Consider the following 13,220-nt stretch of genomic DNA (forward strand, 5'->3'; position numbering starts at 1 on the left):
GGGTTCGCGATCGTCGGGCTGTTCATCTTCACCTGGGTGGTCGCGCTCGCCGTGTGGCGGTTCGGGCGCATCGAGGAGAAGTGGTCGGCGCGGCTGACCACCGCGGACTGACGCTCAGCTCAGCCGGTGGACGCGCAGCGCGAGCTGGATCTCCAACGCGCGTTCCGGCTCACGCCAGTCGTCGCCCAGTAACGCGGAGACGCGGTCCAGGCGCTGCACCACCGTGTTCACGTGGACGTGCAGCTCGTCCTTGGCGCGCGCCAGGTTCCCGCCGGCCGCGAAGTACGCGCGCAGCGTGCCGACGAGGTCGGTGCCGCGGCGGGAGTCGTAGTCCAGGACCGGGCCGAGCGTGGCCGTGACGTAGGCGGGCAGGTCGGCGTGGCGGCCGAGCAGCACGCCGAGGAAGCCCAGCTCGGTCATCGCCGCACCGTCACCTTCGCGGCCCAACGCGAGCAGCGTGCTCACGCAGCGAACGGCCTCGGCGTACGCGTGGGCAAGCGCGGCGGGGCCCTTCGCGGGACCAGCGGCACCGACCGTCACCGGACAGTCCACAACGGACTGAAGCTCGCGAGCCACCTTGGCCGGCGCGACGCCCTCCGGCGCGAGGGCGACCACCTGCTCCGCGTGCACACCCACCAGGTCGCCGTACCGCACGCACGCCGACGCGAGACCACGGCGGGAGATCCCGGGCGCGTGGGCGACGAGCACCACGTGCGGCGCCGACAAATCGACACCCAGCCGCCGCGCGCGGGCCGTCAGCGACGCCGGGTTGCGCGCGGGCGCCGTGAGCAGGTCTGTGAGCAACTCGCCGCGCACCTCGTCCTCGGCCTGCGCGACGGACCGACGCAGCATGAGTAGCAACGCCGTCACCACGGCCGCGCGCTCGAACAACCGCCGGTCCGCTCCCGCCAGCTCCGGCCGGCCCGCCAGCGTCAGGCTGCCCAGCAGCTCCTGACCGGCCCGCACCGCGCACACCCACGTGTCCGGTGTGGACTCCGCGCGCCCGCTGCCGCGAGAGGAAGCCACCGCCGACGCGTCGAACGACAGCACGGAACCGGCCAGCAAGTCACCGGAAGCGTCGTGGACGGCGATTTCGCCACGCAGCACGCCCGCCACCTCCGCAGCGACCTCCGGTAGGTCACCGCCGCGGAGCACGAGGTCCATCAGGCGGTCGTGAGCCTCGTCGGCGCGGCGCATGGTCGCGTTCACGGCGTTGAGCTCGGCGGCCGAGCGGCGAGTCTCGTCGAGCAGGTGCGCGCTGTCCAAGGCGATCGCCGCGTGGTTGGCCAGCGACGACAGCAGCGCGACCTCCGCCGTCGAGAACTCGCGCGGCGCGCGGTCCGACGCGTAGAGCACGCCCAGCACCTTGCCGCCGATGGCCAGTGGCACACCGAGGATCGCCGTGAGGCCCTCCTCCAGCACGCCGGTGTCGATGGGCGAGGTGTGGCGGAAGCGAGCGTCGGCGAAGTAGTCCGCCGTCGCGTACGGCCGAGCGGTCTGGGCCACGAGTCCGCCGAGCCCCTCGCCCATCCCGAGCACGATCTGCTGGAACAACGCGGAAACCGAGCCGTCCGTGACGCGGATGTAGGTCTTGCCCGCGGCCTCGTCGTTCAGGCTCAGGTACGACACGTCGACGCCGAGGAGCGTCCGCGCCCGCCGCACGATCGAGCGCAGCACCGCCTCCGGGTCACGCAGCCGCGCGAGGTCGCTCGCGGTGTCGAACAACGCCGTGAGCTCGGTTTCCCGCCGCTGGTGCTCGGTGAGCGTCTCGCGCACGCGCAGCGCGAGCTCCGTCGCATCAGCGCCGGACTCGCGGGCGGCGTGCGCCAGCTGCTCACTGCTCGCCCCGGCGGCGAGCAGCTCGAGCAACCGGCGGTAGGGATCCACACAGGTCATGCTGTCACTGAAGGCCTCGCGGCGGCAGTCTCGGACTCGTGCAGCGACTCGCCACGCGTTTCCCGCGCGCCGAGCAGGGCCAGCACCGACAGCACGCACATCGCGGCGACGTAGACCGAAACCGGCACCGTCGAGTGGTACGCCTGGAACAGCGCGACGGCGATGATCGGCGCGATCGCGCCCGCCGCGATCGACGACAGCTGCCCGCCCACCGAAAGGCCCGTGTAGCGCACGCGCGTGGGGAACTGCTCGGCGAAGAACGCGGCCTGCGGCCCGTACATCGCGCCGTGCACCACGAGCCCGATCGTCGCCGCGCCGATCACCGCGCCCGTCGAGCGCAGGTCCAGCAGCCAGAAGAAGCCGAACGCCCACGCGGCCATGCCGACCACGCCGACCAAGTACACCGGCTTGCGCCCGACCTTGTCGGAGAGCAAGCCCCACAAGGGAATCGTCACGAAGTGCACGGCCGAGGCGACCAGCACGGCCGTGAGCCCCGTCGCCTTCGGGAGGCCGAGCCCGGTCGTCACGTAGACCAGGATGAACGCCGTGATCACGTAGTACGACACGTTCTCCGCCAGCCGCGCCCCGAAGGTCACGACCAGCCCGCGCAGGTGTCCGCGGAAGACGTCCACGATCGGCGTGGGTTCCTCCTGACCCGCCGCGGCCTTCGCGGCCAGGAACACCGGCGACTCCGCGACCGCCAGCCGCACCCACAGCCCGATCGCCACGAGCACGCCCGACAGCAGGAACGGGATACGCCAGCCCCAGGAGTTGAACGTCGCGTCGGACTGCACCGTCGCGAGAATCGCCAGCACCGCCGTGGCCAGCAGATTCCCGGCCGGCACGCCGGTCTGCGGCCACGAAGCCCAGAATCCGCGCCGCCGGTCGTCACCGTGTTCGGACACGAGCAGCACCGCGCCGCCCCACTCGCCGCCGAGCGCGAAGCCCTGCACGAGCCGCAGCAGCGTCAACAGGATCGGGGCGAGGACCCCGACCGCCCCGTACGTGGGCAGCACGCCCATGAGGAACGTCGAACCACCCATCATCACCAGGCTCACCACGAGCAGGCGCTTGCGCCCGATGCGGTCGCCGAAGTGGCCGAACACCAGCCCGCCGATGGGCCGCGCCAGGAAACCGACCGCGTAGGTCAGCAGCGCGAGCAGCGTGCCGGTGAGCGGGTCGGCGTTCGGGAAGAACAGCTTGTTGAACACGAGCGCGGCGGCCGAGGTGTAGAGGAAGAAGTCGTACCACTCCACGGTGGTGCCGATCAGGCTCGCGCCGACCACGCGCAGCAGACCGGCCCGGGTTGGTGTTGTCACTGCAGACTCCACTTCGTTGTGGGGACGGGGTTTCAGGCGGCCGACCAGCCGCCGTCGAGGGGCAGCGACGCGCCCGTGACGTGCCCGGCGTGCTCGCCGCAGAGCCACACCACGAGGTCGGCGACGTCCGCCGGTTCGATGAGCCGTTTGATGGCCGCGCGCCGCAGCAGCACCTGCTCCACGACCTCGTCGGCGTCGAGGCCGTGTTCGGCGGCCTGCGCGTCGATCTGACCCGTGACGAGCGGCGTGCGCACGTAGCCGGGGTTGACGCAGTTGGACGTCACGCCGTGTTCCGCGCCTTCGAGAGCGGCCACTTTGGACAGTCCCTCGAGCGCGTGCTTCGCCGTGACATACGCGGCTTTGAACGGGCTGGCGCGCAGGCCGTGGACACTGGAGACGTTGACGATCCGGCCCCAGCCACGCGCGTACATCGCCGGCAGCGACCGGCGGATCAGCAGGAACGGCGCCGTCACCATCAGCGCCTGGATCCGCGCGAACTGTTCGGGCGGGAACTCGGGCAGCGCGGCCACGTGCTGGAACCCGGCGTTGTTCACGAGCACGTCGAGCTCGTCGGGCAACGCGTCGATCACCGCGGGTTCGGTCAGGTCACCGACGTGCGCCCACCCGCCGATCTCGGCCGCGGCCGCTTCGGCACCGCGCGCGTCGAGGTCGGCGACGTGCACCTTCGCGCCGGCCGCGGCCAATGCCCGGACACACGCGAGCCCGATTCCGCTCGCGCCACCGGTCACGAGAGCGACGCGGCCATCAAGGTCACCCGGCGAGCTGTGACGTACCCCACTGGTCATGGGCTACGAGGTTAGGACTCACCCACCTCGCCGACCATGTGTCCGCCCACCACAGCCTGGCAAGAGCAAGTGTGGCCGGACCACACCCCTAACCTGCGGCGGACGAAATGCCGCGCGCCTCCCGCGCACCGGCTTCGAACGCCTCACAGCAAAACAGCAGCCACTCCCGCACCCCGTCCGTCGTCCCGGCGGCGAAGCCGGAAGCGAGCTCGACGTACTTCGGCACGCGCCGGAAGAATGCCACCTCCGGCACGGTCAGAGCCTTCGGGTCCAGGCCCGTCGCGATCATCGACAGGCGCGCCGCCGCGCGGGCGACCACGCCGTCGGCCGAGCCGAACGGGCGCAGTGCCAGCAGCTCGCCGTGCACCACGGCCGTGAGCACCGGCCCGGGCACGGACGTCGCCCCCGTGACGAGCTGGGCCAGCAGCTCCAGGCGCTCACCACCGGCACGGGGCCGCCCGAGCGCGTCGGGATCGTCGACGACGTCGGCCGCGGCCAGAACGTGCAGCCGGGCCAGCGCCTGCAGCGGCGCGCGCCGCCAGGTGGGCAGCAGCGGTTCCAGCGACTCGGCCACGCGCAGTGCGCCGGCGAGCAGGGGGTCGGCGACCGCGCCGTCCGCGGGCAGCTCGGGGTTCGCGCCGTCGATGCCGGCGGACGCTCGCGCGGCGCGCACCGACGCTTCGGCGGCCGTCTCCGCGCCGCCGCGCAGGTTGGCGGGCAAGCGGTGCACCGCGAACACCGCGTCCTGCGCCGCCTTGGCCGCGGCGGCGACGCCGTCGAGCTCCAGCAGCGGCTCGAGCGGGTCGCTCATGCGTCGAGCACCTGCCCGGCGCGCTTGACGACCGGAGGCAGGACCGACCACGGGAAGTTGATCCAGCGGTCGGTACGGCGCCACACGTACTCGCTGGTGACCGTGGAATGCGGCTTTTCGTAGATCACGGCGCAGCGCACGTCGGCCACGTGGTCGGCGCAGAAGTCGCGCACGAGCTTGAGCGTGGCACCGGTGTCGGCCACGTCGTCGGCGACGAGCACCCTCTTGTTGCTCAGGTCCACGACGTTCGGCACCGGCGGCAGCATCACCGGCAGGTCGAGGCGCTGGTCGACGCCGGTGTAGAACTCCACGTTCATCACGTGCAGGTTCTTCACGTCCAGCGCGTAACCCAGCGCGCCGGCGACGAAGAGCCCGCCGCGGGCGATGGAGAGGATGAGGTCGGGCTCGAAGCCGTCGGCGGCGACCTGCCCGGCGAGCTCCCTGCTGGCGGTGCCGAACAACTCCCAGGTGAGTTCTTCCCGCGCCGCGCCGTCTTCAGCCATGCTCTTGCCTCTCCTCGATCGTTCCCGCGAGCATAAGCAACCCGGAAGTGGCATGGAGAAACGATCGAGAACTGGCTATCGAACACGGCCACTTCACGCCGTAGCGTGGGTTTCGTGAGCGACTGGAGCGACCACCCGACCCTGTCCGGCACCCACGTGCGCCTCGAGCCACTCGGCCCGGCCCACGCCAAGGGGCTCTTCGAGGCCGGTCAGGATCCGGCGATCTGGGCTTGGTTGAGCGTCCGGCAGTTCGAGAACCCGGCCGACGCCGAGCGGTTCGTCGAGGCCGCCACGGCCGATCCCGACCGCCGCGCGTGGGCGCAGATCGACGTCGCCACGGGCCTCGTCGCCGGCACCACGTCGTACTACCAGGTCGCGGCGAAGCACCGGATCCTCTCGATCGGGCACACGTGGATCAGCCCGCGCTGGCAGCGTACCGGGCTCAACACCGAGGCCAAGTTCCTGTTGCTGCGCAACGCTTTCGAGGAGCTCAGTGCCCAGCGCGTGGCGTGGGAGACCGACAGCCGCAACCTGCGTTCGCAACGCGCCATCGAGCGGCTCGGCGCGCTGCGTGAGGGGGTGCTGCGGGCCCACCGGATCCGTCCGGACGGCACGTCGCGCGACACGGTGGTGTACTCGATGACGGAAGCTGAATGGCCCGGCGCACGCGCCCGGCTGCTGGCCCGCCTCGCCTGAGGGCGCGCCCACACGGCTGCATCCTTGTCCTGGGCGGACTAACGTCGCTAGCGTGCCGTGAGCCGCGGGTTCGCACTACAGGAGGCCTTGCACCATGACCGAGCAGTCCCCAGCGCTGGACAACCTGCTCACCGAGAGCCGCACCTTCCCACCGAGCGACGAGTTCGCCGCTCAGGCCAACGCCAAGGCCGACACGTACGAGAAGGCGGACGCGGACCGGGAGCAGTTCTGGGCCGAGCAGGCCGAGCGCCTGAGCTGGGACACGAAGTGGACCCAGGTACTGGACTGGACCAATGCGCCGTTCGCGAAGTGGTTCGTCGGCGGCAAGCTCAACGTCGCCTACAACTGTGTCGACCGGCACGTCGAGTCCGGCCACGGCGACCAGGTCGCCATCCACTGGGTCGGTGAGCCCGGCGACACCCGTGACATCACCTACGCGCAGCTGAAGGACGAGGTCTCCAGGGCCGCCAACGCGCTGACCTCGCTCGGCGTGACCGCCGGCGACGTAGTGGCGATCCAGCTGCAGATGGTGCCCGAGGCGATCTTCGCGATGCTCGCGTGCGCCCGCATCGGCGCGCTGCACAGCGTGGTCTTCGGCGGCTTCTCCCCGACCGCGCTGCGTGCCCGCGTGGACGACGCGGCCGCGCAGATCGTGATCACCTCCGACGGCCAGTACCGCCGCGGCAAGGCCGCCGCGATGAAGGCCAATGTGGACGAGGCGCTCGAGGGCGCCGAAACCGTGGAGAAGGTCATCGTGGTCCGCCGCGCCGGCAGCGACCTCGCCGGCGAGGTGCCGTGGACCGACGGGCGCGACCTGTGGTGGCACGAGCTCGTCGACGGGCAGTCGGCCGAGCACGCGCCCGAGGCGTTCGACAGCGAGCACCCGCTGTTCATCCTCTACACCTCCGGCACCACCGGGCGGCCGAAGGGCATCCTCCACACCTCCGGCGGCTACCTCACGCAGGCCGCGTACACGCACCACAACGTGTTCGATCACAAGCCGGGCGAGGACGTGTACTGGTGCACGGCCGACATCGGCTGGATCACCGGCCACAGCTACATCGTCTACGGGCCGCTGGCCAACCGCGTCACGCAGGTCGTGTACGAAGGCACGCCGAACACCCCGCACGAGGGCCGGCACTGGGAGATCGTGCAGAAGTACAAGGTCTCCATCTACTACACCGCGCCGACGCTGATCCGCACGTTCATGAAATGGGGCGCGGATATCCCGGCCAAGTACGACCTCACGTCGCTGCGCGTGCTCGGCAGCGTCGGCGAACCGATCAACCCCGAGGCGTGGATGTGGTACCGCGAGACCATCGGCGCCAACAAGACGCCGGTCGTCGACACGTGGTGGCAGACCGAGACCGGCGCGATCATGATCTCGCCGCTGCCGGGCGTCACCTCCGCCAAGCCGGGCTCGGCGCAGCGCGCGCTGCCGGGTGTCTCGGCGAAGGTCGTGGACGACCAGGGCCAGGAGGTGCCCCACGGTGGTGGCGGCTACCTGGTGCTCGACAAGCCGTGGCCGGGCATGCTGCGCGGCGTGTGGGGCGATGAGGAGCGCTTCCGCGAGACGTACTGGTCGCGCTTCGCCGAGCAGGGCTTCTACTTCGCGGGCGACGGCGCGAAGTACGACGCCGACGGTGACATCTGGCTGCTGGGCCGGGTCGACGACGTGATGAACGTGTCGGGCCACCGCATCTCGACCACCGAGGTCGAGTCGGCGCTGGTCTCACACCCGACCGTGGCCGAGGCGGCCGTGGTCGGCGCGGCCGACCCGACGACCGGGCAGGGCATCGTGGCGTTCGTGATCCTGCGGGGCAACGCCGTCGATGGTGGTGACGAGGCCGTGCAGGAGCTGCGCAACCACGTCGCGAAGGAGATCGGCCCGATCGCGAAGCCGCGCCAGATCATGGTCGTGCCGGAGCTGCCGAAGACGCGCTCGGGCAAGATCATGCGCCGCCTGCTGCGCGACGTCGCGGAGAACCGGGCGATCGGCGACGTCACGACGCTCGCGGACTCGTCGGTGATGGACCTGATCTCCTCCGGCCTGCAGTCGGGCAAGGAGGAGTAGTCAGCGCGGGGTAGATTCTGCCCGTGAGGAAGGGGCGCTCCCGGCCGGGAGGGCCCCTTCCTTCATGACTACCCCGAATGGCGGGCATCGAACGCATGTTCTAAGATGTGCCGCTGTACCCAACCCAGACCCGGGCAAGGAGACGACACGAATGACCGTGGAAGCCTTGACGCACGACGAGGACACCGCGGCCGAAGCGGCGACGACCGAGGCAGCTCCTGTCTCGGCGCAGACCGCCGACGCCCCGGAGGTCACCGAGCCCACTGAGACCACTGCCTCACCTGCGTCGTCTTCCGATTCAGACGCGGCCGCCCCGGCCGCCGAAGAGGCGCCGAAGCCGAAGCGCGGCCGCCCGAAGGCCACGCCCGCGTCTACCGCGAAGAAGACTCGCACGGTGGAGCTCACGCTCACCGTCACCGGCACGGCCGACGGCGAGTGGCAGGCCGAGCTCAAGAACGGCAGCAAGTGGGTCGCGAAGGGCCTGGAGATCCCGGCCGCCGCCGTCTCGCGCGCGGCGAAGGAGCTGCACCAGGACCTGTCGGGCCCGATCGACGAGGTCATCAATCAGGCCCGCGAGGCGCAGGCCGCGAAGGTCGCGCAGCTCGAGGCCGAGCTCGAAGCCGCCAAGGCGGCCCTGGCGGAGCTCGACGTCTGAGTGTTTGTTCCGTGAAAAGGCCCGGCTTTCGTTGCCGGGCTTTTTTCATGCCAGGGGTGGGCTTTTCGGTAGCGGTGCTTTGAACTCGAGCCAGCAACTGTCCACAAAGGCCATCACCTGATGCTCGACTCCACGCGGGTGCATCGCGGTGTCGCCGGGGCCGAGCTCTCCCGGCGCACCGCCGACCGCACCGGTCAGCCGACCTTCGAGCACGTAGATGACGCTGTCGTGGTCGTGACTGTGCACGGGCGACCCGACGCCGGCCGGGTAACGGATCTCGTACACGAGCCCGTGCGCGGCGCGTTCTCTCTCACGCAAGACTCCCGGAGATTCCCGGTGCACTTCCTCCTTCGAGACGGCTCCCGGATCACGACGACCGTCCACGCCCTGCTCAACGCGGGCTACGCCGGCCGCGGCCAGGAGGACGTGGCCGCGCACGTGCAGGAGCCGGCGGAGCTCGGCGATGCCCACGCCGGCGGTGGCACCGGCGCTGTACCCGGTGGCGCCGTACCTCGCGCAGCAGGCCGGCAGCGTGCCCGCGCAGCACGGGCGAACGTCTTGCGAGGCGGAGTGGTCGCTGGTGCTGTCGGCCACGCTGCCGATGGACCCCGCCGTGGACCAGTTCGGGAAGAGCCGGCGCGTGAGCCTCACCGACCCGCCACGGGGGATGTGCTCGAGCTGGCCTACACCGTAGAGCAGCTGCCGGCGCCGATCGTCTGACCTTCAAAGGATAGGCACCATTAAATAAGGAAACCCTTCCTTGATGTTGCCGATCCGACAGAGGCGATCAGTCGAATTCCGTGTTTCACTATTCCCGTGACAGAAACGGTGGACGCGACTGATTCCCACTCCCACGAGCCCCACGAGGACGTCGGCGGCAAGCTGAACTGGCTGCGTGCCGGGGTTCTCGGGGCCAACGACGGGATCGTGTCCGTCGCGGGCATCGTGGTGGGCGTCGCGGGGGCGACCACGAACAGCACCGCGATCCTCACCGCCGGAATTGCCGGACTGGTGGCCGGTGCGTTTTCGATGGCCGGCGGAGAATACGTGAGCGTGAGCACGCAGCGCGACACCGAACGCGCGTTGCTGCAGCTCGAGAAGCAAGAGCTGAAAACGATGCCCGAGGCCGAGGAACGCGAGCTCGCCGAGATCTACGAGCGCAAGGGCCTGTCCCAGGAGCTCGCCGCGAAGGTCGCGCGCGAGCTGACCCGCAAGGACGCGTTCCAGGCCCACGCCGAGGCCGAGCTGGGCATCGACCCGGACAACCTCACCAACCCGTGGCAGGCAGCCTGGGCTTCGTTGATCGCGTTCTCCGTCGGCGCGCTGCTGCCGCTGCTGTCCATCGCCTGGACGGCGGTGTCGGTGCGCGTGTGGGCGTGCGCGCTGGCCGTGGTCGTGGGCCTCACACTCACCGGCTTCGTGAGCGCGCGCCTGGGCAACGCGCAGGTGGGGCGCGCGATCGCGCGCAACGTCGGCGTCGGCGCCCTCACCATGCTCGTCACCTACTTCGTGGGAGTGCTGTTCGGCACCACCATCGCCTAGCAGCTAGTGCACGCCCTTCATCAGCCGCCGGATGAACGGGATCAGCGCGAGCAGGACCAGGCCGATCGCGATGGCCACGCCACCGATGATGCTGAAGTACGGCGTCTCGTCGTGCACGTCGTAGGACTCCGCGAGCTTGCCCGACATCGCGGTGCCCAGCGAGACCGACAGGAAGTTCAGCGCCACCATCTGCGTGCGGAACGCCTGGGGCGCGAGCTTCGTCGACAGCGACAGCCCGACCGGCGACAGCATCAGCTCCGCGATCGTGAACACCAGCAGGATGCCGGCCAGCGCGATCAGTGGGCTGCCGTTCACGCCGGTGCTGGTCATCGGCAGGAACAGCAGGAATGCGAGACCCATGAGCACCGTGCCGAGCACGAACTTCATCGGCGTCGACGGCTGCTTCGGCCCGAGCTTCGTCCAGATCGCCGCGACGATCGGCGCGAAGATGATGATGAACACCGGGTTGATCGAGTTGATCCACGACACCGGCATGTCCCAGCCGAACAGGTTCCGGTCGAGGCGCTGGTCGCTGTAGACCGAGACGACCGTGGACTGCTGCTGGTACAGCGAGAAGAACGCGGCGCTCGCGATGTACATCGGGATGAACGAGAACACGCGGCTGCGCTCGTCGGACGTGATCTTCTTGCTGGTCAGGATGACCACGAAGTACACCACCGAGATCGCGACGACCACGTACACGACCACGTCGGCCAGGTTAGACGGCCCGACCACCCCGGACATGATCAGCGCGACCACCGCGACCACGATCACCACGGCGACGCCGGTCGCCAGCCAGCGCTGCGAAGGCAGCAGCGGGTTCGGGATCTCCGACGCCTTCTCGCCCAGGTTCTTGCGGCCGAGCGTGTACTGGATCAAGCCGAGCGCCATGCCGATCGCGGCGAGCCCGAAGCCGAGGTGGAAGCCGACCTCCGACTGCGCGAGCCCGGTGAGCAGCGGGCCGATGAAGCCGCCCAGGTTGATGCCCATGTAGAAGATCGTGAAGCCGGCGTCGCGGCGCTCGTCTCCCTCGGCGTAGAGGGTGCCGACCACGGCGGTCGCGTTGGCCTTGAGGCCACCGGAGCCGATCGCGACGCACGCGAGGCCCACACCGATGCCGGTCAGGCCGGGCAGCAGCGCCAGCGCGATGTGGCCGATCATCACCAGGATCGCGCTGTAGAACAGCGTGCGCTCGGAGCCGAGCAGGCGGTCGGCCACCCACGCACCGATCACGGTGGCGAGGTAGACCGTGCCGCCGTACGCGCCGACGACGCCGAGGGCGTCGCCCTGGTCGATGCCGAGCCCGCCCTGGTCGGCCTTGTAGTACAGGTAGATGGCGAGGATGCCGAGCATCCCGTAGTAGGAGAACCGCTCCCACATCTCCACGCCGAAGAGGTTCGCCAGCCCTCGTGGGTGTCCGAAGAACCTCGTGTCGTGCTGGGCCTCGGTAGAGGTACTCACAACTGTCTCGTCCTTGTCCTAGACAACGTTGTCGTTTCCGATTCGCATGCTAGAAGGCGAACGGGTGAACAGAACACCGGACCGGGTGTGGTGAGCGTCATCGACCGTCCGGACCGGTTCGGACGGGGCCCGCTAGGATGGTGTCAAAGGTGCGCCGGGAAGCCTGGTCGGCAATGTTTGTGACGATTGCCGCACCTGGAGGATCCGTCCATGACCGCTTCTCGCCTGGCCCGCGCCGCCGAGTTCGCCCGCTACCTGCGCACGGAGACGACCGGCGGGATCATCCTGCTCGCCGCCACGGCCGTCGCGCTGATCTGGGCCAACTCACCGGCCGGTGACGTCTACCGAGCTGTGCGCGACTTCCACGTCGGCCCCGAGTTCCTGCACCTGAACCTCTCGATCGGCGACTGGGCAAAGGACGGGCTGCTCGCCTTGTTCTTCTTCGTCGCCGGGCTCGAGCTCAAACGCGAGCTCGTGGTGGGTGAGCTCTCGCGCGTCAAGCAGGCGGTGCTGCCGGTGATCGCGGCCGTCGGCGGAATGGTCGTGCCGGCGCTGATCGCGCTGGCCGTCGCCTGGGGCACGCCGGGGATCGACCGCGCGTGGGCGATCCCGGTGGCCACGGACATCGCGTTCGCGCTCGGCGTGCTCGCGCTGACGGCGTCGAACCTGCCGAGCAGCGCGCGTGTCTTCCTGCTTTCGCTGGCGGTGGTCGACGACCTCGGTGCGATCCTCGTGATCGCGATCGTCTTCACCACCGGGTTCGACCTCGTGGCCGCCGCCGTCGCCGTGGTGGCGCTGGCGGTGTACTGGTTCCTGCAGCACAAACGCGTGCGCACGGCCTGGTTGTACGTACCGCTCGCGGTGGTCACCTGGGTCGCGGTGCACTCGACGGGCATCCACGCGACCATCGCCGGCGTCGCGCTCGGGCTGCTCACGCGCGTGAAGCCCGACGAAGGCGAGGACGAGGCCCCGGCGGTGCGGCTGGAGCACCGGCTGCAGCCGTGGTCGGCGGCGGTCGCGGTGCCGGTGTTCGCGCTGTTCGCCGCGGGGATCTCGGTGAGCGGACAGGCGTTGGGTCAGGTCTTCACCACCGCGTTGCCGCTGGCTGTCCTGTTGGGACTGGTCGTGGGCAAGTTCGTCGGCATCCTCGGCGCGAGCGTGCTGGCGGTGAAGCTGGGCGTCGCGGAAAAACCCACCGGCATGGGCTGGCGTGATCTCTCGGCGCTGGCGGTGCTGGGCGGGGTCGGCTTCACCGTGAGCCTGCTGATCTCGGACCTCGCGCTCGACGGCCCGACGAGCGAGCTCGCCAAAGCGGCGGTGCTGATCGCGTCGGCCATCGCCTCGCTGGCATCCGCCGCGCTGCTGTTGCGCCGCAGCCGGGCGCACGCTCGCGGATCCGATCCCGACACTCCCGACGGTCCGCCGCGCCCGGGGAACGGGTCCGTGGCACGATGACC

13 protein-coding genes are annotated in these 13,220 nt (G+C 70.1%); 6 read left to right on the forward strand and 7 right to left on the reverse strand.

Annotated elements, in window-relative coordinates:
* Positions 1-114: 114 nt before the first annotated feature.
* The 5 genes from AB0F91_RS25200 to AB0F91_RS25220 all read right to left on the reverse strand — a co-directional run bounded on the left by AB0F91_RS25200 (position 115) and on the right by AB0F91_RS25220 (position 5,335).
* Positions 115-1,896: a GAF domain-containing protein gene (locus tag AB0F91_RS25200; RefSeq protein WP_360601082.1), complete on the reverse strand. Its 1,782-nt coding sequence runs from the start codon at positions 1,894-1,896 to the stop codon at positions 115-117.
* Positions 1,893-3,215 carry an MFS transporter gene (locus AB0F91_RS25205; RefSeq protein WP_360601084.1) on the reverse strand — a complete coding sequence of 441 codons (1,323 nt, stop codon included), beginning with the start codon at positions 3,213-3,215 and terminating at the stop codon, positions 1,893-1,895. Before AB0F91_RS25205 ends, AB0F91_RS25200 begins: the two co-directional genes overlap by 4 nt.
* Before the next feature lie 32 nt (positions 3,216-3,247).
* Positions 3,248-4,021 carry a 3-hydroxybutyrate dehydrogenase gene (locus AB0F91_RS25210; RefSeq protein WP_360601086.1) on the reverse strand — a complete coding sequence of 258 codons (774 nt, stop codon included), beginning with the start codon at positions 4,019-4,021 and terminating at the stop codon, positions 3,248-3,250.
* Between the two features lie 88 nt (positions 4,022-4,109).
* Positions 4,110-4,832 carry an oxidoreductase gene (locus tag AB0F91_RS25215; RefSeq protein WP_360601088.1) on the reverse strand — a complete coding sequence of 241 codons (723 nt, stop codon included), beginning with the start codon at positions 4,830-4,832 and terminating at the stop codon, positions 4,110-4,112.
* Positions 4,829-5,335, reverse strand: coding sequence for a phosphoribosyltransferase (locus AB0F91_RS25220; RefSeq protein ID WP_360601090.1), 507 nt, complete (start codon positions 5,333-5,335; stop codon positions 4,829-4,831). Before AB0F91_RS25220 ends, AB0F91_RS25215 begins: the two co-directional genes overlap by 4 nt.
* Positions 5,336-5,449: 114 nt before the next feature.
* Here AB0F91_RS25220 and AB0F91_RS25225 point away from each other — a divergent pair, with 114 nt between their 5' ends.
* The 3 genes from AB0F91_RS25225 (at position 5,450) to AB0F91_RS25235 (ending at position 8,760) form a co-directional block, all read left to right on the forward strand.
* Positions 5,450-6,031: a GNAT family protein gene (locus AB0F91_RS25225; protein ID WP_360601093.1), complete on the forward strand. Its 582-nt coding sequence runs from the start codon at positions 5,450-5,452 to the stop codon at positions 6,029-6,031.
* A 94-nt stretch (positions 6,032-6,125) separates the two neighbouring features.
* Entirely contained in the window at positions 6,126-8,105 is a 1,980-nt protein-coding gene (gene acs, locus AB0F91_RS25230) for an acetate--CoA ligase (RefSeq protein ID WP_360601095.1), read from the forward strand.
* A 151-nt stretch (positions 8,106-8,256) separates the two neighbouring features.
* Entirely contained in the window at positions 8,257-8,760 is a 504-nt protein-coding gene (locus tag AB0F91_RS25235; RefSeq protein ID WP_360601097.1) for a DUF6319 family protein, read from the forward strand.
* 45 nt (positions 8,761-8,805) lie between these two features.
* Here the strand turns inward: AB0F91_RS25235 and AB0F91_RS25240 are convergent, their stop codons facing one another.
* Positions 8,806-9,102: a cupin domain-containing protein gene (locus AB0F91_RS25240; protein ID WP_360601401.1), complete on the reverse strand. Its 297-nt coding sequence runs from the start codon at positions 9,100-9,102 to the stop codon at positions 8,806-8,808.
* A gap of 121 nt (positions 9,103-9,223) precedes the next feature.
* Here AB0F91_RS25240 and AB0F91_RS25245 point away from each other — a divergent pair, with 121 nt between their 5' ends.
* On the forward strand, positions 9,224-9,454 hold the full coding sequence (locus tag AB0F91_RS25245) for a DUF2848 family protein (protein ID WP_360601099.1): 231 nt from the start codon (positions 9,224-9,226) through the stop codon (positions 9,452-9,454).
* Positions 9,455-9,576: 122 nt separating this feature from the next.
* Positions 9,577-10,302 (forward strand): VIT family protein, encoded by a 726-nt coding sequence (locus tag AB0F91_RS25250; protein ID WP_360601101.1) that lies wholly within the window; start codon positions 9,577-9,579, stop codon positions 10,300-10,302.
* Positions 10,303-10,305: 3 nt separating this feature from the next.
* Here the strand turns inward: AB0F91_RS25250 and AB0F91_RS25255 are convergent, their stop codons facing one another.
* Complete coding sequence (locus tag AB0F91_RS25255) at positions 10,306-11,763, reverse strand: peptide MFS transporter (RefSeq protein ID WP_360601103.1); 1,458 nt, start codon at positions 11,761-11,763, stop codon at positions 10,306-10,308.
* A gap of 210 nt (positions 11,764-11,973) precedes the next feature.
* Here AB0F91_RS25255 and nhaA point away from each other — a divergent pair, with 210 nt between their 5' ends.
* A complete protein-coding gene (gene nhaA / locus AB0F91_RS25260) occupies positions 11,974-13,218 on the forward strand; it encodes a Na+/H+ antiporter NhaA (RefSeq protein ID WP_360601105.1) in 1,245 nt (414 codons plus the stop codon).
* Positions 13,219-13,220: the final 2 nt, after the last annotated feature.

Origin of the sequence: Amycolatopsis sp. NPDC023774, assembly GCF_040639695.1 — a bacterium.
In the GTDB taxonomy this organism is placed as follows: Bacteria; Actinomycetota; Actinomycetes; order Mycobacteriales; family Pseudonocardiaceae; genus Amycolatopsis.